This window comes from Acinetobacter sp. CAU_H_S170_2 (genome assembly GCF_058890445.1).
Genome location: NZ_JBZYAE010000001.1, coordinates 2,059,187 through 2,080,192, shown reverse-complemented (window position 1 = coordinate 2,080,192; position 21,006 = coordinate 2,059,187). Strand labels below are relative to the sequence as shown.

The following is a 21,006-nucleotide window of genomic DNA, read 5'->3' as shown; positions in this document are numbered from 1 at the left end:
GGATATTTAGATTCAATAGAGTGTTTATGAGTAGTATTTTTGACTTAAGACTTCAGGTACAAGCAGAACATATCGACCAGTTAGGCCATGTGAATAATGTGGTTTATATGCATTGGATGCAGGATGTCGCAACAGCACATATTGATGCATTGGGTTTAGGCTTAAAAGAATATATCGAGTTAAAACATGCCATGGTCGCGGTTGAGCATCATGTGCAGTACCGAAAAGCTGCATTTAAAGAGGATGAAATAATCTTACGCACATGGTTTGACGATATAAACGCATTATATTCATCACGCCAATATGTGTTTTATAGACCCAAAGACAATAGCATTTTATTTGTTGCTCAAACCAAGTGGGCTTGCGTAGAGATTGAAACAGGACGTGCGAAACGTATGTCACCCAGTTTTACTCAAGCTTACCAACCGCTTGCAAAAGATGTGAATGCCCTAGATTTTTCAATGGATTATTCAAAAAGCCCAGTGAAAAGCGAAAACACGTAAAAAAGCGTCAGAGTTGTGAAAAGGAAGCGTATTAATATGGATACTTTAAAAAAACCATCTGTTATAATCCTTCGCAATTTCTATTCGGCTTTTGTTGTGCATCGAAATTTGTCTGCATAACGCTTCATTTTGTTCAAGGTAGCCCATGGCGCAAGCTAAAAAATCTGTTGATATTAAAAATATCCGTAATTTCAGTATTATTGCTCACATTTATGACTGACATTAAGAAGCTATAAGACACAACTAGACGCATTAAGTCATGAAACACAATAAAAGCCTTTAATTAGGCTTTTTTTATGCGTCACTATAAGACACAATGAAACACTAATGGAAACTATGAGCCAAGCTAAATATGTACACAAACGTGTACATATTTAGGAATATGGCACAAGTTTGATGGGTCTAGTGTGTACATGGTGATATATGGCGATTTCAGAGGCTTGGTTAAAAGCTCAACTTGGTAAAGACAGAGAAAAAATAGAAGAGTTCGCCGATCGCGATGCCATGAGTGTTCGTATTACTCCAAAAGGTAAAATCGTCTTTCAACTACGCTACAGGTATAACGGCAAGCAGCATCGACTAGATCTTGGCTCATATCCAAATTTAACATTGAAAAATGCACGCGTAGAATCAGATCGTCTTAGAGCAGAACTTGAAAAAGGGCTTGATCCCAAACAGGTAAGATTGAAAGAGAAGGTGAGCATTAGAGATGCATACACACTAGAGACTTTGTTTTATGAATGGTATGAGAAATTCTGTGTACCCAATAAATCTAGTCATAATGAGATAAAGCGTTCTTTTGAGATATACGTGCTTCCAAATATTGGAAAGCAGAATAGTGATGATATAAGCGCATATCAGTGGCTTTCATTACTGGAGGATGTAGCAAAGAAATCACCTTCCATTTCTGCCCGTCTTTTGATTAATGCAAACCAGTGCCTCAAGTGGGGGCAGAAGCGCGGTTTAATCTCAGCCAATCACCTAATGAATGTTTCAGCCAAGCATGACCTGCGTATTGAAAAAGGCGTAAAAGAACGAGCGCTGAGTGACAAGGAAATCTATTTAACTTGGTATGCCCTAAAGCGAACCAAGATGACTTATAAAAATAAGCTGTTTCTCACACTCTTGATTATCTACGGCTGTCGTGTGGGTGAGCTTAAGCTTGCTAAAAAATCTCATTTTGATTTAAAAGAGATGATATGGACTGTTCCTCCTGAAAATCACAAAACAGGGAAGAAAAGTAAAAAGCCGATTTTAAGACCAATTACGGAAAATATTAAACCTTACTTGCTTGAAGCAATGGAATTCAGCCAAGGTTCTGAGTACTTGTTCACAATTGATGGGACTACAAGGCCGCTAGGTGAGACATCCCATCTCACAATGCCAAACAACATTTTCCAATGGCTTAAGAGGCATAAAGGCGTTGATCTGGAGCACTGGTCTGTACATGATCTTCGCAGAACTATGCGTACCAATATGTCAACGATTGCACAGCCTCACGTATGTGAGATCATGTTGGGGCATGCACTTCCAAAGATATGGGGTACATACGATAAGCATGATTATTTATCAGAGCAGAAAGAAGCCTACGAGAAGTGGGTGGATAGGCTGGAATCAATTTGGAAGAATGAAGCGCTAGATAACTAGCGCTTTTTTTTGTAATGGCCACGATTCATACCAACCTAGTAATTTGCCTGAATCATAGTTATTTCCTGCGCCTCTGCATTCAGAAAAGGGTTTAGGCATTGGGTTTTCATAAAGCTCACCATTCTGCCAACGGTTTAGAGTTCGTGACGACCTACCAAAAATTTCCTCTAAGTCAGGAGTTTTTAGTACTGGGCGTGAACAAAGCGCCTCTTTAATAGTCATTCCTTCAAACTTATTCATAATACCTCCTTCTTAATATCAATTAACTCAAAGGGTAATTTGGTGTCCAAGCCCTTGCATTCATCCTTATATCCAAAACTTACAAGGATGTGATAAAGGGCAGAGGCTTGCTCCGCCGTGAATGTTTTGGTTGTGCCTGACTGCCCTATGACGAGTGGTGCAAATTCTTCAGCAAGCTCTTGGGCGATGTGTTGGAGGTTAGTCATTGGCTGGCTCCAGTGCTTCGATCATGGCTTTATATTCTTCAAAGTCACAATTATCTGGATCTGTATTAGTAAGTAGCTCTTGGATTTGGCAGGCTGTACGCCACCATTCCATCACACGCGGATTTTCAGATTCAAAAGGATGAACTTTACTTTTTGGATCTCGCTGAAAAACATTAGTTGATAAAGCAATCAAATCAACCAATTCAATTGTTTGAGCGATAATTTCAAAATCAGTACGACCTTTCTCTTGTGACACCGCTTGGGCAGTAGCCGCTTGCCATAACTTCCATCCCTGATCGATTTCGATGTACTTGTAATTGCCATTTTCTAAACGAGGATATGGTCGTTTGACGATAGGGGAAAATATTTTGCTGTATGCTTGCTCGAATCCCTCAGGAATCACTTGAGCTTTTGCATCACGTTGTGCGCATAGCTCCCCAAACTTAATAGCCTTAGTTATCAGTTCTTCCAGTTCATCTTCTTGCTCTGGATTCATATAATGATCTTCAGTCAGCTTCTGTTGTAAGCCTTCAATTTCTTCATATCGAATGTCTATAGCTTCTTGAATTTCCATCACGCCACCTCGATTTCACGTTTATTTCGAGCGAAAAGCGCATATGCATCATCCTCGCCAAAATGAATATCAATTAAGAAAAAACCATGTGGAGCAATCGGATCCCATGTTGAAATATCGCAAGCATCCATCATTTTCTCCCATTCATCAGGGTTTACATGACCTTCCATCCAGTACGTGACTGTTTGAATATTGAAATGGTTTTTAAGCTGATCCCATTCGTCACGGCTTATGTACTCTTTGCCATCTAGATTTTCACTGACATAGCTTGAGTAAACAGGGTGGGTCCAAGTTCCCATCTCACTCCTGATAATTTCAACCGGTTCCAGTTGTTTTTTTTCCATCACACTCTCCTGAGCAAACATCTGCGCAAAAACCTAATTTATTGTTTAAATTGCGCAAATATTTGCTCGAAATCTTTAATTATCGCGTTTTAAGTATTGCGAATACCTATCACGCCACCTCAATTGCTTTACGGAGGTAAGGATCTAAGTCATCTTGACGTAGTAACCAAGTTACATAACTTGGATCAAGGTCTTTAACTGCTGTGCCTTTATGTTTCCCAAAAGTTATGTACTTCGGTATGCGGGCACTTTCTGACATGATGAAAAGCGAATTCATGTCTTTAATACCTAGCTGCTCTACTAATGTTTTTAGAATTACACCAGTGAAATAGATGTCAGCTTTAGCATTGTGGGCATGTCGAAGGTGTTTTCGTGCAAGCTCCAAATCATCCATAACGTGGTAGTACATTGCGCCTAGTGTGTGGGGTAGGTCGGGCCATACCATGCGACATAAAGCCAATGTGCAAATTCCTTTGACAGTGAAGTCTGGCTGGCATTTCTGTACAGCCTTAATGTCATAATCAATATTGTGGCCAATCAGGTATTGAACACCTTGAGGCATATTGAATGTGTCAAAGCTTGGCTTTTCAGCAATATCAGTTTCAAGAATGTGGTGCGTTGCTAAAGCACCCAGAGCGATAGGCTCAGGGCATGAGAAGTACTCATCAAAAACTTCCCCTTGGTTGATTACCAACACCCCTTGCTCAAAAGAGCAAGGTGCGTAAGCAATCTCAATTGGGTAACCATTCAAGTCGTGAGTTTCAGTGTCTAAAATCAATGCATTCATAGCCAATTAACCTCAGTACGGAAAATCATCTTGCTGGTTGCCACCTAACACTGGTGGCACATCATCGTAATAACCATCAAACCCGCCTTGGTTGTAACCATTGTTCTGGTTAAAACCCTGGTTACTTCCACCATTACTTTGTTGGTAGCCACCACCATTGTTGTTTTTAGGCTTACGTGTCGTGATAGGGTTAGACATAAGCGAAGCAAGTGATTTTGGTAGTGCTTCAGGTGTAGTTTTACGTTCAATAATTTCCTTGGCCATCAACTCACTTTGAGCGTGAAAACAAGAGAAGAAATTCATCTGGTGTTTCCATTCACCGTTGTCATTTTGGTAGTTTTCACGCTGCAGAAGAAAACCAATACGCTGGTTGGCCACTTCAGGGGCTACTACACAATTTTTAGTAATACGCTCTTTAGCGTCAAAGTCATATTTCTCTAAAGGTGCATTTGTTGGTGTTAGACCACGAGCACCAACACAAGCAAGCAGTGCATTAATTTTATGAACTCCACCCAATGGAGTACCGTCTTTTTTCTCGGTCCAAATAGAAAATGAAGCAGATTCTTTATTGTCTGTTTCAAATTCAATTTCAAAACCAGTTGTACCTGATTTCGCTGTGATAAATTCCATATGCTTAATCACACCAACATATTTACCAGCTTCTTCAATACGTAGACTACTGTCTGCTTGCTTTGCTGAGTCAGGGTTAAAGCCAAATTGTTTGTATTGCTGATTCATGAAAATTACTCCAAGTTTAAATTTAGGTTATTAAGCAGATTGGTCTTGTGTTTGAATTTGAGGGTTCGGGATGCCATAGAATTCGCAAATCGCTACATCCACATGGTTTAAATCGTTTTCAATATGGTCAGTTTCAAACAAGCCATCAGGGGACTTAACAGTCGAATTGCCATTGTTTTTAGTCTGGAATACGTATTGACCATTAATCACCGCAGTCTGAAGGCAAGTGGTTACCATGCCCTCAAGAGTGATTTTCTCGTCTAGCATTTTCCCAATAGTTTTGATCTTGGTTTTACCCTGAGCGTCTTCTTCGGTATGACTTAAAAGGTATACGCGCTTATGGTCATGGGCATTAATTGCTGCGTTGAATACATCCCATGCATTGCGGCCAATCTCGGTGAACTTATCAAAGCTCTTTTCAGAACTGCGACGCATGAACTCATTCGCCATAACATACTGAAAGTCATCAATAATAATGATTGGACGCTTAGATCCATTAATTACATTAATGATGAATTGGGGATTATCAGAGACCAAAATTGAACCCTGCTTGTTTTCAGGTGTGATGTATTTCCAATTAGGCGAACGAAACGGCAATGGCTTTTTGATTACCTGAATTAACAACACATTTCGCGGGTCCAAGTTTCTTAGGCTTGTAGATTTGCCAGTACCAGACTGGCCAAGGATTAAAGTTGCAATACTCATTATTCATTACTCACTATTCATTATTTAGAGGGGGGAGATTGGTTGCTATCGAGCACCAACCCAACCTGCGCGACGCTTATACTCACGCCGTTCACGAAGTGGAATATGTGTACGTTGTAGGGCGATTGCTAAGTTCTTCTTACGCTGGAAAGCTCGTTCACGTTCAAAGTTTTCACGGATCCAAGGTTTAGCAGCATGAACCTCAAGCGTGATTAACTGTTCGGTACCATCCTTATTGACCACATAGATATGGCGGCCTTTTTCAAAGTAGGTTGAATGGCCTAGACGCATACGAATGTTGCCTTCGTCATCTTGGCTGATGAACTCAGAAAAATTTTTAGTAGAAGTAGTCATTAGCCTGCCTCCACTAAACGATGTTTTTCGATATAACCCTTAATAAGAACATTGAAGTTCTGATGGTCGATGTGGTTTGTGAAGTCGTTGTATGGATTGCCTAGGGCATCTGAAACGGTCACTTCATCAAGGCTGGTTACGTCTACAGCTGTGAATTCACTACCTGGTACGCCGTAGCTGTCTTCAAATGCTTCAACTTCAAAACGTGCAGTAACGCGGAAACCATCTAAGCGAATAACCGCTTCGCCGTGGTTTTCACCAGTCATGCGTAATGCAAGGAGTTGATATTCAGAAGGGGCTACATTGGCAACTATAGGTTGAGCAGCCTGCGGTGAGGTCTTAAACCCACTGCTAAGCACGCCTATTGTTACAGCAGCTACACCAAGTGATATCTTGATGGTATTGAAAGGGGATAAGGTTTTGTTCATAATTGATCTCGCAAAGTTTGCAAAAGCCCTGATCCCGTCGAAAGTGTCAGGGCTTTTTGTTGTTTACGAGATTTAGTTTACCAAAGGAAACTTTTATGTCAATTAAAAGTTTATTAAGAGAAACATTGAGTTTATTAAAAGAAACCTATGTGTTTTAATAGGCAAAAGAAAACCCACTATTAGTGGGCTGGTTAATAATCACATTAGAAACTGTATGTATGTAATCTGTTCCAAGCTGCCTTGATATGGTTGGGTTGCATAGTTTTCTTTCTTTTATTCCAGTTGTGAACATGCTCCACAGCTTCTTCAAAAGTATTTACATTTTCATTTTTAATAACCCAGTGCACTGTTGATAACAACTCCAGACCATATAATGTTTCATAGCCACTGATTAGCTCATTTACTTTGGTAATATGTTGTTTCAACTCCGGAAAAAAGTTAGTTATATAATCATTGGCTTCAGCCACAGCCCCATCTGTAGGTCGAATTTCAGATGCAACTACTCCATCTCCAACACCTTTTATAAAATGCCCATCAATTCTTTCAAGAACGTGCCGTAACTGGTCAGCATATGGACCGTACTCGTATTTTACAAAATTAAGATTTAAATCAAAACCACTCTCTTGAAGAAAATATGCTAACTTTTGAGTTTCGATTTTTGATAAACCATAACCAATTTCTCGATAGTTTTCCAATAAGAGCAACAGTGCTGCTCTACCTTTGGTCATTTTGGGCCTAGTAGTATTAGTATTCTCAGAAATTGTAGTCGCATCAGGTTGATTGCTAGGTGGATAAATTCGAACATCAACATCAGGATAATTTGCGAATGTTTCAACAATCAAAGGGTATACATCATCCCAATTTAGCCCACCATTACCACAACCGAGTGGTGGAATTGCTATAGATTCAATACCACAATTGTTTACTGTTTCTATTAGGTCAGCAAGTCCAGCCTTGATGTCACTGATCTTTGATGGAGAGCGCCAGTGTTGTTTGGTAGGGAAGTTAACAATATATTTAGGAGTCGCCAGTGCGCCTAAATGATGTATGAACATTTTACCGATTACTACTTGGTGATTTTTGCATGCTTTCTGGTATTCTTTAAAGTTATCTGGCCATTTCTTCTTAAACTGTAAAGCTATGCCTTTGCCCATCACTCCAACGCAATTCACTGTATTTACAATAGCATCAACGTCTGAAGAAGATAATAAATCTCCTTTATGGATTGAAATTGTCATGCATAATCTCCTAAAAGTACCAAGCAGATTGAATGCTTACAGGTAGATTGTAATGATAACGTGATAGTAATTCATTGACAATTTCTAAAGTATTTTGATTGTAAACACCAATACTTTGAATGTGATTTAGTGCAAGTTGTCTATAAATTAATAGCTCTGCTTGTCGAATTTCACCACGCTCAGGATACTGTGATGTTGTATGAAAATATCTACAATAGCCATCAAGACTCGGACTAGATGTAATGTAATTCCAATTAATCATCTGACTTAATTGATCATAATCATTTTCAAATAATGCGTATTCCAAAGTAGCATTACGGTCACTAAATATATATAAAGATCCATTCTCATTTAGAGATTGAACTGTAGTTTGAAAATATATTATGTCATCTTGACGATAATCACATCCGTCTACATTACCTTGATTGATAGCGTAAAGCATAGGTGAGCGGGGTGCAAAATAGAAAGGAACATAATCGTGTAGCACTCCACAGGGAGGAATAGGTATAGCTTTGGCACTACGTCTATTTTGTATTGTAGTGTGTGCTATGTTTTCATAGGCGATTCCATTCACAGATGTGGAATTTTTACAAAGAAGTGCCCCAGAATTTAAAATTGATTCTAGATTATTACAGGCAGTCATATGAAATAAACGAGTTGGAATTGGCATGGACGACATTTATAGATCACCACTAAAATAATAAATAAATTACAAATTGTTAAATTAAAAAATAACTATCCAGCACGCCAAAATTGGCGACCCATTACACGGAAATTCAAACCATTCTGTTCTGAGACTTCTCTATCACGATACTTGGGGTTAAGGCTGTGAAGGCTTAGTTTCCCACCTTCCTCTTTAAATATCTGCTTAATCATTCCTTCACCTTCGAAATAAACAGCATATATACCGCCGTCTACAATTTCTGTTTGAGAAATATCAATACCAACTAAATCACCATCATGGATGAAGTCAGACATACTATCGCCTTTGGCTTTTATTATTCGCATACAGCTAGGGTCAACGTATTTTTTTTGAAAGAATGAAGGAGGGAATGGAAATTTTCCATTTATCACATCAAAATGGAATTCTATGGATTCACCTGTACCACAAGAAAAATTAGCCTCCACGACATCAATCCAAATAAATCCATTTTCAGTTTCATATTCAATAACCGTTGGTTTATGAACATCATTTGTATCGAAAGATGCTGCCTCTTTTTTATCAAGACCATGTTTATCAATAAAGTCTTGCATATTGAAATTGCTTAAAGATTTTTCCTGATTTCCAGTCAACAACCAGTTTTGAGATGTTTTTAAAACGGCTGCAAGTGCGGGAAGGAACTCAGCTTTAGGAATATTTGTTCCAGCAACCCATTTAGATACAGCTCCTTTTGTCGCGCCTGTTGCTTCTACAATGTCTACTTGGCGAACATTCATTTCCTTCATTCTTTTAATTATTCGATCGCTAATAGTGTCCATAAAACAAATCCTCTTTTAATGTTTCCTATAGTAAACATGCATGTTGATTAACGGAGAAACTTATGGTTTACTAATGGAAACTATTAGTTTATTAGAGTAAACCATGACTGTTGATGATTTAAAAAATCACTACGGTGTCAAATCTGATGCTGAACTAGCTAGAAAGCTAAAACACACACGAGGAGCTATATGTAAATGGCGACATCGTGGAATTCCCATAGATACACAGGCACGTCTTCAGCTTCTAACCAATGGTGAAGTAAAGGCGAATATGGCTGTGCTTATTGCATAAACAATTATCACTTCATAGATGACTCAAATAAACGTGAAACAAATCAAGGATTTCACAAATGCAAGAAATAACACTAAGTCGTGAAGCGCAAACGGCAATTTTTAAAATGATTAACCAGACGCAGGGGATTTCACCTAAGGAAATTGCTCAGGTCACTGGTGACTCACATAACACGATTTGCAACTACGGCAACGTAGGGATGCCAAATCACTTACCGAGTTTGAAGAAGCTTGAAACCATAATGATGTATACGCAGAACCCTGAAATTTTAAAGGTGTGGGCGCATCAGATGGGATACGCATTAGTACCAGTGGATTGTGACTCAAGCAAACATCATGAGCTATCGATCTTTGAAGCAATGATGCAGCACAACATTAAGAGCGGAAAAGCAAACCGAGTTGTGTATGAAGCTTACGAGGATGGGGTAATTACACCAGCGGAATACGAAGAGATCCACCAAATTACCCAAGGCTTGATCGAGTTGATTACCGCCGTGGATCAGGCAGCACTTAAGCAAATGCAGAAGTACACAGCAAATGCACAAAAAGAAAAAGCCTGATCTTGGGGATCAGGCTTTTCAAATATTCAATTCAGAGGGTAAATCTTAATGAATAACATTAATTTAGCACAACAAGTCATTGAAGACAATATAGATCTTTTAAATGGGGATGCAGTTGTACTTGATGAAGCTTTAGGCAGCTTTGATGGAATTTATGAAATCACAGAGGTTTATGAGAACAACGTCGATGTGTATATCGGTATTGGCACTTTAACCCTAAACAAAAGGTTCGTTCGTAGTGCCTCAACCACTGAGCTCAATGCCAAACGTCGTCTCACTTTGGCCGAACAAGCCTTAGCGGAGGTTCCATGATTACTAATAAGGCTATTCAAAAGAAGCCCGAGCATAAGCAGATGATGCAGCTTCAATCATGGTACGAGCCAGCACTCCGCACATTAGATGGATTGCTGGAGATCCGTAGGGCAAATCTTCGCAAGATCAAGGGTGATGAAAAGAATGCTGCCGTCACCCGTGACGAGTTTATGGAAACGTTGATCAATGAACATCATGTTTCAGTTTGGTATGCAGGTGAAATTATTTCAAGCCTACATCGAGCAGGTCATATTTTTATGTTTGGCCGCTTTATTAAAAATATCGAAAAAGGGGGTGCTCAGTGAGATATTCAGCTAAACGTGGGCAGAAAGATGTTCAAGCTCCAGCACCTATCGAGGTGATGATCCCTTTGCTTGATCCAGTGAAGATATACACACCTAAAGAACTTGCCGCAATGCCTTTATCAGTCATGAACCAAGCTATTGAGGCTCAGGAAGCTTATTTCATTCTTGAGCATACAACCCAAATGGGGGGGGCAAGCCATAGCGATACGTCGCCAAATGCAAGAAGGTACCCAACTTATCCAGGTGAAAGAAAAGTCACGCACCAGGTACAAGATCAACAATCAATTTGTCGAACCTCGAATTATTCGTCAGTTGGAAAAACGTGGCTTGGTCAAATTGGAGGAAGCTAAATGAACTATTACCAACATCATATTGGGGATTTCAACAATGCGACTCGCCATTTGAGCTTGGTTGAGCGTGCTATTTATCGTGATTTACTGGATATGTATTACGACACAGAGCAACCTCTCGATGCTTCAAATTTAGATCGTTTGGCTCGCCGTGTTCAATGCTCAACTGATGAGCAAGTAAAAGCTCTTCAATATGTGCTAGATGAGTTTTTCACGTTGAATGATGGTCTTTATATCAACAATCGTTGTGAGCGTGAAATTGCTGAATACCACGGAAAACGTAAACAAGCGAGTGAGGCAGGTAAAGCATCTGCTAAAAAGCGTGCAGCGAAAAAGCAACAAGACCCTAATGGTGGTTCATCACAAGTTAAGCTTACGAATAACGAAAGTTCAACGACCGTTGAAAATCCGTTAGACGAGAATTTAACGGACGAGCAACTAACCATAAACCATGAACCAGTAACCAATATTATTGATAGTAGTAGTAATACGTGTGAGGAAAATTTTCCATTACCAGCAATTCAGTTTTCACAATACAAATCTGAAGACCATAAGCGATATTCAATTCTCGAATGCGTAAATCAATACTCACTCCAAAACGATTTTATTGAACTTGGAAGACAAAGATTCTGTGAAGTTGAAATTCAAGATTTGATTTCCATGTTTACCAACTTTGGTGATTTCTTCTCGGCAAAGGGCGATGAATCCAAGAACACGCCAAGCCTATGGTTGGTCAAGTGGTACACATGGATTCAAAACAACAAGGATGCCACGAAACGCCAGCGTGAATCACACTCAACACCTCAAAAACCAAAATCTCAATCAAGCGCAGGAAATAGAACTCAGGGTGAGGTCAATGAGTGGCTATCTGAAATTGGTGGTGAAGACACTCCATCAATTCGAGATGTTCATGAAGTGGAGGGTGTGAAATATGCGTAATGAATTAACTCAAAACCAAGATCATTCTGTTCAACAGTTTAGCGAGCAAGATGCGCGAAAGTTGGTTGAAGACATGCTTTTGTCATACGGTAAACGATTTACAGATCAATGGTCGGGCTTAAAAAAAGGGCAGGTGATTGATAAGTTTGTCCAAAAGCTTTCAGGTATTACTTTTGAACAATTTAATCGGGGCTTGATTCGACTTGAGACCTCAGGTTGGCCACCTTCTGTAAACGAATTTAAAGATTGGTGTTTAGGTAAGTATGAATACCAAAGCCATGATGAGGCTTGGTTGCAGGCTTTGACTTACGAAAAACAGAATCGATCTCATGAAATCAATAAATTTGCAAAACAAGCATTTGATGAAGTTGTAAAGCCTTATGGATATTTAGGTTCAACGGATACGTTTTATAAAGTTTATAGCAGTGTTTACAAGCGAATCATATCTGAGGCTAAGGAGCGTAATGAAGCGGATGAATTACTAGAAGCAATTGCTCAATGTGGATTTACTGGTGATGATCCAAGCCACAAACCCGTGACCAACGATATTGCACGTCAGCAGCTGGAGAACCTAAAGCGAAAACTGAATGTCCGTAATCGTGAAATACCTAAACCTCAAAAGCTTGAAATTAACGAAGCAAAAAAGCGACTTCAAAACGAATGGCCTGACCCTTTCGACAATCCAGCTGAATACCAGGCAATGAAAGCTAATGGGTTTATGAGTGTTGGGGGTGAAGCGTGAAGCAGAAGAACTTCAGCACAAAACAAGCCGTGAAACAGGGCGAACGCATGGTACTGGTTTTGAAGAAAATCATTCAGAAGTCTGGGCGAACCAGTTTGAAAGAAGTTACTGAGTGGATGGAAATATCACCACGTAATGCCAATGTGTTTGTAAATCAGCTTTTAGCAGAAGGGTATTTGGAGACAAACAGCAAGAGCCCTATGAGTCTTAAGGCTACCGAAAAGGCCAAACAGTTATTTGAGGTGCAGCCATGAATTTAACAATCGAACAGATGCGAGAAATTGTGGCGGGTGCGCCAGAGTGGGCTGTGTTCTGGATTACACGAAATGAGTACCACATTTCAATGTTGAGCTTTCCGAATATGACAGGTCAGCAGAGCTTTTTAATCTCTGAGCTCCGCACCGCTCTAGCCGACCACGACCGTACCGACCATGTAACCGATATTCGCAATCACATTAGCCCCAATACGAGAGTTTCAGAGGCGCATGTGAATGAAGCATATAAATTAAATAGATTGGGGTAACAGCATGATCACTGCAGCTGAACGTCCAATCTCAAGTAAACGAGCACGAAAGCTACGTAAGCGGCATGGTGTGAATGTTTACTGGTCAAAGCGACTAGAGTACCTAGTTTGGGCGAGCAATGACAACTTACTCCATTGCTGAATACAAAAAGATGATCGGTGCGAAGAAACCTAAAAGAGGATCTAAGCGTCCAAAAATAAAAGGTCAAAAAGTACAGAGTGAGGGTGAAGTGATATTGGTCACAGCCCTGAGAGCTTTAAAGATTGAGTTTGAACAGGAGTTTAAGTTTCATCCTACACGTAAATGGAGAGCTGATTTTCACCTAATCGGCAAGAAAATATTGATTGAGGTCGAAGGCGGTATATGGAGTGGTGGACGCCATACCAGAGGCAAGGGGTATATCGGGGACATGGAAAAATATAACTCAGCAACGATGATGGGTTACCAGGTAATACGTTTTAGTACAGAGCAAGTGAAATCAGGTTCAGCGATTGAGCAAATAGAGAAGATGGTAGGGGATTTGGGATGAATGCAGTTATGGCAGATAAATTTGAACAATTTGAATGGTTGACTCACGGTATTACAGCTAAGTCGCCGCAATTCAATGATGAGGCAAAAGGCACGGGAGAAAAACCTCTGGACTATCAAGATCGTTTGGGCGCTATTGCAAGTATGGAAACACAGTTGGAGAAGTCGGTGACGAGCGCGATTGTTTTTGGAAATGTATCAGAAATGGATTATCAATACATTCAGTCGCATTTAGCTTTGATTATGGTCACAAATGCAAAATTAGAAAAACGAAAAGAACCACAAAAAATAGGACTTAATGAGTTGGCCATGTTGATTGCCAGAATGGTTATTGATTTCTCAATGAATCCTGAATTAGAGAAAAACTTTACTGCAAAAGGCCGCTTGTATTACGCAGGCATTCGCTCTTGGCAAATGGATGATGAGCTATATCGTAAGACATGGAAGCAGTATGAGAATCTAATGACATTGGCCTTAGAGTCAGCGATTGATTGTGCCGCAAAAGCAATTGAAAATTATCGTAAAAATACTTACAAAGAAATGCGAGCATAGGGATTCCATTATTTCGGAAACCAAGTTATAGTTTCACTATACTGGTCGTATTACGCAGTTTTTGACCATGACTAAATTAAGCTCATCAAACGATGGGCTTTTTTTGACATCATTTATTCATAAAATTAAGTGATAATGCCTTTTTGTTTTTGAGCTTTAACTGAAATGGCAATTCTAACTGTCAAGAAATTAGATGATACTCTTAGTGAATTAGTAGTTAACGGCAAAAAACCTGAAAAGATTTTGTTGGGTTATAAAGCGTATGGCGAGCTAATGAATGATCGTAGCTTTTTTGAGGAAGTAGCAGGATCGGCAATGGATCCAAACAAACGAAAATATAAAAATATTAAAATTAAGGTTACCCAAGACGAATACCAGCTTGAAGTGAAGTGTTCAAAAGAATAGGTTTAAACATCAAGGAAAGCTCATCAAACGATGGGCTTTTTTATTAGTAGTTTTTTGCTTCATTTTTTATTCGATTAATGATTTAATTATTTTGTTGTGAATAAAAAAACAACGATTCCTTGTATCAGCGCAAATGACCAAGGGGAAAAGCCTTACAGTGATGTAGGGCTTTTTTTATGGCGGTTTAACTTTAATCGTAGTGGTTTAAATTTTAATGCCGCCACCTAGATTCTAATTCTGGCGAATTCGCCATATTTTAAACCCTTCGAATTCGATGTGTTTAAAAAAACATAAAATATCAACATGAGTTGATTGTTATGTCGACGAGATAACCATATCGAGTAATCGCTCGAAATGCCCATAAAAAGACATTTACCCTGCTGAGGTAATCAAGATGCTCCAATTCTTATTGTGTTTATTGGGCCTGCATGGTTCGACTGAGATCGATTACACGATTGATGATGAAGAAATCAAGGTGTGTCGGGATTGTTTGAAAGAAGTGAGGTAATAAAAACCCCATTAAAAAATGGGGCCTGAATAAGAATATATCACCTGTGCTTTATTGCAGATTAAAAGGATCATTTTTTATGTCCTTGATTTCTAAACCCACTAAAACTGCTGACAAGGCGAGAAGCCCTGAAATTCCTAAAAAGAATATGTCATGTGAAATTATTGCTAATACCAAACAAACCACAGATACACAAATAAAAATGCCTAATACGGAATAAAGAAAAGATATTTTCATGATGGGGTGAGTATTCGGAAAATAAAGAGTGATCAAATTAACATAAAATTTAAGTTATCATTAACGTAAATTATACACAAACAATACACTTTAATCGAAACCTTAAATAGCCGAACGGATTACGGCAAACAAAGCCCCTCGCATTCTAGATGTTGAGGGGTTTTTCTTTTCTTATTGGTGATTACATGACAGACAAAGTACAAGCGAAAAAAGACTTAGAATTTTGCAGTGCTGAGCTGTCTAAGTATCAGAATCTTAGTAGATCAGGATTAACACGTAATGAGCTGCTGGCAATTGACGGCATCATGATTAAGTTGAAAGAACGGATTAAGAATTTACGTGAAGCACTGTATGCGTGATGCAAAGCGATTAGCAGCAATCAGAAAGCTGCCGTGCGTACGATGTGGTAATCCAGACTCACAAGCTGCTCATTCAAATAGCGCTAAGCATGGTAAGGGTAGATCGATTAAAGCAAGTGACGAGTTCACAATTCCCCTTTGTTTTAAATGCCATGCTGCGTTTGATCGTTTTGAATTAGGTAATCGGGCAGAGAGTGAAGCAATGTTTGAGAAGTGGTTGGTGAGAGTTGAGCGGATGTTGGTAATGGAAGATAAAGAGGTGTTTTGATGGGGTGACTCTCAAATATGCAATTTTTCTGCTTTTACTGTTGGCGATTTGGTATCATTAACCCAGAGGTAAGGTGCTATGCTCATAAATCGTGATCGTGAAAAGCTTCTGCATTCTGTAGCGTTTTTTGCAAAAAACGTAGAGAAGTGCGGAAAGATTAAATTGTTCAAGCTTTTATATTTTCTTGACTTTGAACACTATAAATTAACTGGTCGCAATGTAACTGGAATGGATTACTTTGCATGGCAAATGGGGCCTGTGCCGGTAGAGTTATTTGATGAAATAAATTCGCCTGAGCCAGATATGGCAGAAATTTTAAGCTTCAAAGAAATTCCTGTGTATCAGGGTAAAAACACAATGCTTAAGGTGGAAACCAAAAAAGACTTTGATTCTAGTTATTTTACAAAACGAGAATTAAAGATTATGAATGACCTTGTGGCTGCCTATAGAGACACTCTTGCTGACGATATGATTGAGGCAACCCACCTGGAAAATTTGCCTTGGCATCAAATCTACAATATTGAAAACAATAAACGCGGTCTAATTCCATACGATCTTGCTTTTAGAAGACAAGAATATGATGAGATGAAGCGTATTGCTCAAGATCGATTAGAGGTTATCGAAAAACTATCATGACACCAGGATCGGTATTTTTTGACACTAATTTTAGTTTTCATGATGGTGAGTCAGGGGAAAAGCTTTTTGTTGTGCTTGGTTGGGATAGTGGAGTTGCAATTGTAGCTAAAACCACATCAAGACAACATGGCAGAGGAACAACATTTGGTTGTCAGCCAAATGATCGACTGCATAATTTTTACCTCCCTCAGCACTCTTGCTACTTTAAAAAATGTACCTGGGTTTGCTTGGATGAATTTTATGAATTAAATGCAAATGAAGTACTGCAAAAAAGATTTTCAGGGATTATTAGCCCTGTTTGTAATTTAACTTCAGATATATTGAAGAAATTACAATTATGCGCATTAGAAAGCCTGGATATATCGGGTAGGCATGAGAATATTATTGAAACATCATTAGTTTGATATAACAGATATTGAAAAGGCGCTATTAGGCGTCTTTTTTATTTGGAGTAGGAAATGCAAAAAGCCGTGTTTCCTATCCAGAGTCATGCTGACATCACTAAAGCCATTAACTACATGCATACCAATTACACTCAGGCAATTAATGAGGGTAAGCCTTTAAGGGTGGTGATTGATCGGAAGCAGGATGATAGATCTACTGCACAGAATCGCTTGTATTGGATGTGGCTTGGCCAGATTGAAAGAAAGACTGGTCAGGATAAAGACTCACTGCATTACGAGTTCAAGAAGAAATTCCTGATTTATATCTACCGTCGTGATGATCAAGAGTTTGCTGAGACCTGTAGTGCGATTGCAATGCTTAAGCAGAATGAGTGTGAAGAATACAGAGTGATTGCAGAGCAGGTGATAAGACTTTGCAGTACAACCAAATTAAGCGTTAAGCAGATGACCGAGTATTTGAATTACGTGCATGACTTTACTGTGACTCAGTTGGGTGTGTATTTAACTGTGCCGGATGATTTGAAGTGGTGTTATCAGGATTGACTCTTGTGTAAATATTCTTCATCTTAAGGTTCTAATTCAAATGAAACTTTAAGAGAAAAACATGAGCGAAGAGCGCAAGCCTAAATATCAAATCGGGGATATTGTTAAATTGAATGCCGGCGGGCCTGATATGACAATTTTAAAGCGCGTTATACGAACACCTTTAAGTGGGCCATCATATTTTTCTGGTTTATATCAGTGTCAATGGTTTGCGGGTAAAAAGCTAGATTCTGGGGAGTTTCAAGAAGCCGGCTTAATTCTTGTTAAGAGTCAAAGTGAAGCAAATGAAACTTGAAGATGTTGTTCAATGGATGCTTGCGAATCTTGATAAAGATGGTTGTCTTTATCAAGAGGATGTAGTCGATTACTTGGTTAAAAACGATTTGATGGATCTTCTGAAAGAGAATCCCGACGGTAATTTGGTTTTAAATTTAAGTGTAAATAGTGCATTTAAAAAGAAGACTGAAGACAATGTTGTGTGGGTTAAGCCTGATCGATATTGGCGTTATAGAGTTCCTGAAGATGAGCCTGGTCGAGAGGCCAGGGGTTAAAAATAGAGCTGCCGCCAGGTGGCTTTTTTAATGGGCACAATATATGAAAAGGCCACAACCACCAGAACGACTTCTAAATATTGATCCATTGGATAATGTTGATTTTGAGCCAGCAAAAGAGCTTGAAGAATGGATTATCGATACTTTCATTTCCAGTGATGGAAAGCTCTACAACTCTGATCACGCTCATATATCGCCGTGGTCTAGCACCTTATTTAAAGTTCTATGGGCATCTTCTGCATTCATCAAAGCTGACAGAGTTGTATTGGGCCAAACCGAGAAGTTTTCGCCTATGGCGGGTGGCTGGAGAAAGTTACGACAAGAAAAACAAATGATTGATTGGTTTGGCTGTGTGCCTGATTTCGTTATCACCATCGATGCAAAGTTTGCCTCACAGGCAAGTGATACAGAATTTTGCGCATTGATTGAGCATGAGCTTTACCACCTTGGTGCCAAGCGGGACGAAGATGGGAATTACTTAATAAGTCCTTCAACGGGTGAATATAAATACTATTTACGACCACACGATGTAGAAGAGTTTCATGGTGTGGTTCAACGCTATGGTGCATCAGAAGATGTGCAGAAGATGGTAGACCTTGCTAATGATGGGCCAACAATTGGGAAAGCTAAAATTGCACATGCATGTGGTACCTGTCTTTTAAAATTGGCTTAAATTTTTTTGCCATTTTACTTGGACGTACTTGGACGGATTTAGATAAATGGCAAGACTTAATAAACGGGTGAAACTCTATATAGTTCGGTCATTAGCAACCTATGAGACACCCACTGAAACAGCTAAGGGCGTCCAAGAAGAATTTGGTATTACGGTAACGAAGCAACAGTGTGAAGCATACGACCCAACCAAAAAGACAGGGCAGGATTTAAGCGAAGAATTCAAAAAGGAATTTTATCGAATCCGAGAGGATATGAATAAGAACGTTAATTCAATTCCAATTGCAAATATTGCCTATCGCTTAAGGCGGCTTCAAAACTTTATCGATCATGACCGCTACAAAGATAACGCTGTGATTGTTCCTGATCTATTGGAGCAAGCTGCAAAAGAAGTGGGTGGGCTCTATACCAACCGTAAAGAAATTACTGGAGCAGATGGTGGACCATTGCAGAGTGAAAACGTCACTCCTGTGACCGCTACCGATGAGCAGATAAGGCAGGCAATAAATGAACTCGAGAGTGAATATTGATCCTGTAAAACTCAAAGCAAAGCGCATGAAGTGTGAAGATGAACACCTGTTTTTTACACGTGCATTCTTTAAGCCACGTATGGGATTTAAGTTCTCAGTCAATTGGCACCATGAGTATATGGCTTGGGCTATTGATGAGGTTATTGCGGGGCGGATTGAAAACCTCGTAATTAACGTTCCTCCTGGTTCAGGTAAAACCGAACTGCTGACCAACTTAATCCCGCGAGGTATCGCACGGAACCAGCGTTCAAGATTCTTGTATTTGTCATTCTCTCAATCGCTTGTTGAGGATGTGTCATCTACAGCACGAAACATCGTTAAATCGGCTGATTTTCAGGGCTTATGGCCTGTGAAGATCTCAACAAATACCGATGCTAAGGCCAGTTGGAAAACGACTGTAGATGGCTATGAAGCAGGGCATGTTTATTCTGCTTCGATGGGTGGTCAGGTTACGGGCCGCCGTGCAGGTACATTGGCTGATAACGGATTCACAGGTGCAATTATCCTAGACGATCCGCTGAAGCCTGAGGATGCATTTAGTAAGACGGCACGTAACAAGGCTAATCGTAAAATCTTAAACACGGTCAACTCACGTAAGGCTAAGTCATCCACACCAATTATTTTGATCATGCAGCGCTTACACGTTGAGGATCCGACTAACTTTGTGATGACGGGCAACGTGCCTGGTAAATGGCATCAAATCTCTATACCGGCATTAATCGATGACGATTACATAGAACGTCTACCTGAGCACATTCGCAAGAAAGTGCCTTTAGATGTTGAGCGTGATGAAAAGGGCCGTCAAAGCTATTGGCCACTGAAAGAATCATTGCAGTCATTGCTGCAGTTAGAGAAAGGTGGGCAGGACAAAGACGGTGCTACGGTATCGCGTTACACATTCAGCAGCCAGTATCAGCAAGAGCCTAAAAAGCTCGGTGGTGATCTGATCAAGGCTGAGTGGTTTGGTGAATATCACGAATTACCAGAGCTATTGTGGCGTGCTGTCTTTGTTGATACGGCCCAAAAGATCAAAGAGCAAAACGACTTTACTGTATTCACACTTGTGGGTATGGGGGTAGATGGGAAGCTGTATGTCATTGATATTTTGCGTGGGAAATGGGAAGCGCCAAAAATGAATGAAATGGCAAAACAATTCATTGATAAGCATAAGACTTATGACTGGAGAACCAAGCCTATTCGATACATGAAAGTTGAAGACAAGGCGCATGGTACCCAACTGGTCCAAGGTTGGCAGAAGTATGGCGGTATCCCAATCATTCCCGTACAGCGTGAGAAAGATAAGCTCACACGCTTTATGGACGTTGCACCACATATTGAGAACAACTTTGAAGTCTATCCAGAGAATCAGAATCGATTTGTAATGTTGCCACGTGAAGCCATCTGGAAGCAGGAATTTTTAGATGAGTGTGAGGCTTTCACGGCACAGATGACACACGATCATGATGACCAGGTTGATACCTTAATTGATGCCATTGAAGAGGCAGTTCTGATCGCAAATTACAGCCCACCAGCTGCATAGGTAAATT

36 protein-coding genes and 2 pseudogenes are annotated in these 21,006 nt (G+C 39.7%); 26 read left to right on the top strand and 12 right to left on the bottom strand.

The window, feature by feature from the left end; all coding sequences use genetic code 11:
- Positions 1 to 26: 26 nt before the first annotated feature.
- The 3 genes and pseudogenes from AC5EUN_RS10325 (at position 27) to AC5EUN_RS10315 (ending at position 2,150) form a co-directional block, all read left to right on the top strand.
- Positions 27 to 503: an acyl-CoA thioesterase gene (locus AC5EUN_RS10325; RefSeq protein ID WP_010326440.1), complete on the top strand. Its 477-nt coding sequence runs from the start codon at positions 27 to 29 to the stop codon at positions 501 to 503.
- A gap of 145 nt (positions 504 to 648) precedes the next feature.
- A pseudogene (locus tag AC5EUN_RS10320) lies at positions 649 to 714 on the top strand (hypothetical protein); the annotation flags it as partial.
- A 212-nt stretch (positions 715 to 926) separates the two neighbouring features.
- Positions 927 to 2,150, top strand: a complete 1,224-nt coding sequence (locus AC5EUN_RS10315; RefSeq protein WP_493352338.1) for a tyrosine-type recombinase/integrase — start codon at positions 927 to 929, stop codon at positions 2,148 to 2,150.
- Here AC5EUN_RS10315 and AC5EUN_RS10310 read toward each other — a convergent pair.
- From AC5EUN_RS10310 to AC5EUN_RS10255, 12 genes are all read right to left on the bottom strand, one after another.
- A complete protein-coding gene (locus tag AC5EUN_RS10310; protein WP_004693796.1) occupies positions 2,139 to 2,390 on the bottom strand; it encodes a hypothetical protein in 252 nt (83 codons plus the stop codon). The two genes, AC5EUN_RS10315 and AC5EUN_RS10310, sit on opposite strands and share 12 nt — an antisense overlap.
- A complete protein-coding gene (locus AC5EUN_RS10305; protein ID WP_062034653.1) occupies positions 2,387 to 2,596 on the bottom strand; it encodes a hypothetical protein in 210 nt (69 codons plus the stop codon). Before AC5EUN_RS10305 ends, AC5EUN_RS10310 begins: the two co-directional genes overlap by 4 nt.
- Positions 2,589 to 3,170 (bottom strand): hypothetical protein, encoded by a 582-nt coding sequence (locus AC5EUN_RS10300; protein ID WP_493352337.1) that lies wholly within the window; start codon positions 3,168 to 3,170, stop codon positions 2,589 to 2,591. The genes AC5EUN_RS10305 and AC5EUN_RS10300 overlap by 8 nt, the downstream gene beginning before the upstream one ends.
- Entirely contained in the window at positions 3,170 to 3,514 is a 345-nt protein-coding gene (locus AC5EUN_RS10295) for a hypothetical protein (RefSeq protein WP_493352336.1), read from the bottom strand. The genes AC5EUN_RS10300 and AC5EUN_RS10295 overlap by 1 nt, the downstream gene beginning before the upstream one ends.
- Positions 3,515 to 3,623: 109 nt before the next feature.
- On the bottom strand, positions 3,624 to 4,301 hold the full coding sequence (locus tag AC5EUN_RS10290; RefSeq protein WP_263507178.1) for a 3'-5' exonuclease: 678 nt from the start codon (positions 4,299 to 4,301) through the stop codon (positions 3,624 to 3,626).
- A gap of 12 nt (positions 4,302 to 4,313) precedes the next feature.
- Positions 4,314 to 5,039 carry a hypothetical protein gene (locus AC5EUN_RS10285; RefSeq protein WP_493352335.1) on the bottom strand — a complete coding sequence of 242 codons (726 nt, stop codon included), beginning with the start codon at positions 5,037 to 5,039 and terminating at the stop codon, positions 4,314 to 4,316.
- Between the two features lie 30 nt (positions 5,040 to 5,069).
- Positions 5,070 to 5,744 carry a hypothetical protein gene (locus AC5EUN_RS10280; RefSeq protein ID WP_058869364.1) on the bottom strand — a complete coding sequence of 225 codons (675 nt, stop codon included), beginning with the start codon at positions 5,742 to 5,744 and terminating at the stop codon, positions 5,070 to 5,072.
- A gap of 45 nt (positions 5,745 to 5,789) precedes the next feature.
- Positions 5,790 to 6,098 (bottom strand): hypothetical protein, encoded by a 309-nt coding sequence (locus AC5EUN_RS10275; RefSeq protein WP_493352334.1) that lies wholly within the window; start codon positions 6,096 to 6,098, stop codon positions 5,790 to 5,792.
- Positions 6,098 to 6,526, bottom strand: coding sequence for a hypothetical protein (locus tag AC5EUN_RS10270; protein ID WP_493352333.1), 429 nt, complete (start codon positions 6,524 to 6,526; stop codon positions 6,098 to 6,100). The genes AC5EUN_RS10275 and AC5EUN_RS10270 overlap by 1 nt, the downstream gene beginning before the upstream one ends.
- A gap of 203 nt (positions 6,527 to 6,729) precedes the next feature.
- A complete protein-coding gene (darG, locus tag AC5EUN_RS10265) occupies positions 6,730 to 7,764 on the bottom strand; it encodes a type II toxin-antitoxin system antitoxin DNA ADP-ribosyl glycohydrolase DarG (RefSeq protein WP_094148396.1) in 1,035 nt (344 codons plus the stop codon).
- A gap of 10 nt (positions 7,765 to 7,774) precedes the next feature.
- Positions 7,775 to 8,443 (bottom strand): type II toxin-antitoxin system toxin DNA ADP-ribosyl transferase DarT, encoded by a 669-nt coding sequence (darT, locus tag AC5EUN_RS10260; protein WP_094148395.1) that lies wholly within the window; start codon positions 8,441 to 8,443, stop codon positions 7,775 to 7,777.
- Positions 8,444 to 8,499: 56 nt separating this feature from the next.
- Positions 8,500 to 9,243, bottom strand: a complete 744-nt coding sequence (locus tag AC5EUN_RS10255; protein ID WP_094148394.1) for a S24 family peptidase — start codon at positions 9,241 to 9,243, stop codon at positions 8,500 to 8,502.
- Positions 9,244 to 9,346: 103 nt separating this feature from the next.
- Between AC5EUN_RS10255 and AC5EUN_RS10250 the strand changes: the two genes are divergently transcribed.
- The 23 genes and pseudogenes from AC5EUN_RS10250 (at position 9,347) to terL (ending at position 20,999) form a co-directional block, all read left to right on the top strand.
- Positions 9,347 to 9,535 carry a helix-turn-helix domain-containing protein gene (locus AC5EUN_RS10250; RefSeq protein ID WP_094148393.1) on the top strand — a complete coding sequence of 63 codons (189 nt, stop codon included), beginning with the start codon at positions 9,347 to 9,349 and terminating at the stop codon, positions 9,533 to 9,535.
- Positions 9,536 to 9,593: 58 nt separating this feature from the next.
- Entirely contained in the window at positions 9,594 to 10,094 is a 501-nt protein-coding gene (locus tag AC5EUN_RS10245; protein WP_062034641.1) for a phage regulatory CII family protein, read from the top strand.
- Positions 10,095 to 10,142: 48 nt separating this feature from the next.
- Positions 10,143 to 10,406, top strand: coding sequence for a hypothetical protein (locus AC5EUN_RS10240; protein WP_493352332.1), 264 nt, complete (start codon positions 10,143 to 10,145; stop codon positions 10,404 to 10,406).
- Entirely contained in the window at positions 10,403 to 10,711 is a 309-nt protein-coding gene (locus tag AC5EUN_RS10235; protein ID WP_278344995.1) for a hypothetical protein, read from the top strand. Before AC5EUN_RS10240 ends, AC5EUN_RS10235 begins: the two co-directional genes overlap by 4 nt.
- A pseudogene (locus AC5EUN_RS10230) lies at positions 10,708 to 11,065 on the top strand (hypothetical protein). The gene AC5EUN_RS10235 and the pseudogene AC5EUN_RS10230 overlap by 4 nt, the downstream one beginning before the upstream one ends.
- On the top strand, positions 11,062 to 12,000 hold the full coding sequence (locus AC5EUN_RS10225; protein ID WP_493352331.1) for a YdaU family protein: 939 nt from the start codon (positions 11,062 to 11,064) through the stop codon (positions 11,998 to 12,000). The pseudogene AC5EUN_RS10230 and the gene AC5EUN_RS10225 overlap by 4 nt, the downstream one beginning before the upstream one ends.
- The gene (locus tag AC5EUN_RS10220; RefSeq protein WP_340874111.1) at positions 11,993 to 12,742 is read left to right on the top strand and encodes a hypothetical protein; all 750 of its coding nucleotides are present in this window, start codon (positions 11,993 to 11,995) and stop codon (positions 12,740 to 12,742) included. Before AC5EUN_RS10225 ends, AC5EUN_RS10220 begins: the two co-directional genes overlap by 8 nt.
- The gene (locus AC5EUN_RS10215) at positions 12,739 to 12,996 is read left to right on the top strand and encodes a hypothetical protein (protein ID WP_493352330.1); all 258 of its coding nucleotides are present in this window, start codon (positions 12,739 to 12,741) and stop codon (positions 12,994 to 12,996) included. Before AC5EUN_RS10220 ends, AC5EUN_RS10215 begins: the two co-directional genes overlap by 4 nt.
- The gene (locus AC5EUN_RS10210; protein WP_493352329.1) at positions 12,993 to 13,265 is read left to right on the top strand and encodes a hypothetical protein; all 273 of its coding nucleotides are present in this window, start codon (positions 12,993 to 12,995) and stop codon (positions 13,263 to 13,265) included. The genes AC5EUN_RS10215 and AC5EUN_RS10210 overlap by 4 nt, the downstream gene beginning before the upstream one ends.
- 119 nt (positions 13,266 to 13,384) lie before the next feature.
- Positions 13,385 to 13,795: a DUF559 domain-containing protein gene (locus AC5EUN_RS10205; RefSeq protein ID WP_493352328.1), complete on the top strand. Its 411-nt coding sequence runs from the start codon at positions 13,385 to 13,387 to the stop codon at positions 13,793 to 13,795.
- Positions 13,792 to 14,346, top strand: coding sequence for a hypothetical protein (locus AC5EUN_RS10200; RefSeq protein ID WP_493352327.1), 555 nt, complete (start codon positions 13,792 to 13,794; stop codon positions 14,344 to 14,346). The genes AC5EUN_RS10205 and AC5EUN_RS10200 overlap by 4 nt, the downstream gene beginning before the upstream one ends.
- A 165-nt stretch (positions 14,347 to 14,511) precedes the next feature.
- Positions 14,512 to 14,751, top strand: coding sequence for a hypothetical protein (locus AC5EUN_RS10195; protein ID WP_005400119.1), 240 nt, complete (start codon positions 14,512 to 14,514; stop codon positions 14,749 to 14,751).
- 587 nt (positions 14,752 to 15,338) lie between these two features.
- Positions 15,339 to 15,479, top strand: a complete 141-nt coding sequence (locus AC5EUN_RS10190; protein ID WP_183175594.1) for a hypothetical protein — start codon at positions 15,339 to 15,341, stop codon at positions 15,477 to 15,479.
- A gap of 202 nt (positions 15,480 to 15,681) precedes the next feature.
- Complete coding sequence (locus AC5EUN_RS10185) at positions 15,682 to 15,855, top strand: hypothetical protein (RefSeq protein ID WP_493352326.1); 174 nt, start codon at positions 15,682 to 15,684, stop codon at positions 15,853 to 15,855.
- A complete protein-coding gene (locus AC5EUN_RS10180) occupies positions 15,848 to 16,123 on the top strand; it encodes a DUF968 domain-containing protein (RefSeq protein WP_493352325.1) in 276 nt (91 codons plus the stop codon). Before AC5EUN_RS10185 ends, AC5EUN_RS10180 begins: the two co-directional genes overlap by 8 nt.
- A gap of 78 nt (positions 16,124 to 16,201) precedes the next feature.
- Positions 16,202 to 16,759, top strand: a complete 558-nt coding sequence (locus AC5EUN_RS10175) for a Panacea domain-containing protein (RefSeq protein ID WP_374955965.1) — start codon at positions 16,202 to 16,204, stop codon at positions 16,757 to 16,759.
- Positions 16,756 to 17,163, top strand: a complete 408-nt coding sequence (locus AC5EUN_RS10170; RefSeq protein ID WP_493352324.1) for a hypothetical protein — start codon at positions 16,756 to 16,758, stop codon at positions 17,161 to 17,163. The genes AC5EUN_RS10175 and AC5EUN_RS10170 overlap by 4 nt, the downstream gene beginning before the upstream one ends.
- A gap of 54 nt (positions 17,164 to 17,217) precedes the next feature.
- The gene (locus AC5EUN_RS10165) at positions 17,218 to 17,706 is read left to right on the top strand and encodes a recombination protein NinB (RefSeq protein WP_493352323.1); all 489 of its coding nucleotides are present in this window, start codon (positions 17,218 to 17,220) and stop codon (positions 17,704 to 17,706) included.
- Positions 17,707 to 17,767: 61 nt separating this feature from the next.
- Complete coding sequence (locus tag AC5EUN_RS10160; RefSeq protein WP_273798867.1) at positions 17,768 to 18,001, top strand: YodC family protein; 234 nt, start codon at positions 17,768 to 17,770, stop codon at positions 17,999 to 18,001.
- Positions 17,991 to 18,257 (top strand): DUF6953 family protein, encoded by a 267-nt coding sequence (locus tag AC5EUN_RS10155; protein ID WP_493352322.1) that lies wholly within the window; start codon positions 17,991 to 17,993, stop codon positions 18,255 to 18,257. Before AC5EUN_RS10160 ends, AC5EUN_RS10155 begins: the two co-directional genes overlap by 11 nt.
- Before the next feature lie 43 nt (positions 18,258 to 18,300).
- Positions 18,301 to 18,930, top strand: a complete 630-nt coding sequence (locus AC5EUN_RS10150; RefSeq protein WP_493352321.1) for a putative metallopeptidase — start codon at positions 18,301 to 18,303, stop codon at positions 18,928 to 18,930.
- A 46-nt stretch (positions 18,931 to 18,976) separates the two neighbouring features.
- Positions 18,977 to 19,459, top strand: coding sequence for a DUF2280 domain-containing protein (locus tag AC5EUN_RS10145; protein ID WP_004980473.1), 483 nt, complete (start codon positions 18,977 to 18,979; stop codon positions 19,457 to 19,459).
- A complete protein-coding gene (terL, locus tag AC5EUN_RS10140) occupies positions 19,437 to 20,999 on the top strand; it encodes a phage terminase large subunit (protein WP_428871410.1) in 1,563 nt (520 codons plus the stop codon). The genes AC5EUN_RS10145 and terL overlap by 23 nt, the downstream gene beginning before the upstream one ends.
- Positions 21,000 to 21,006 lie beyond the last annotated feature (7 nt).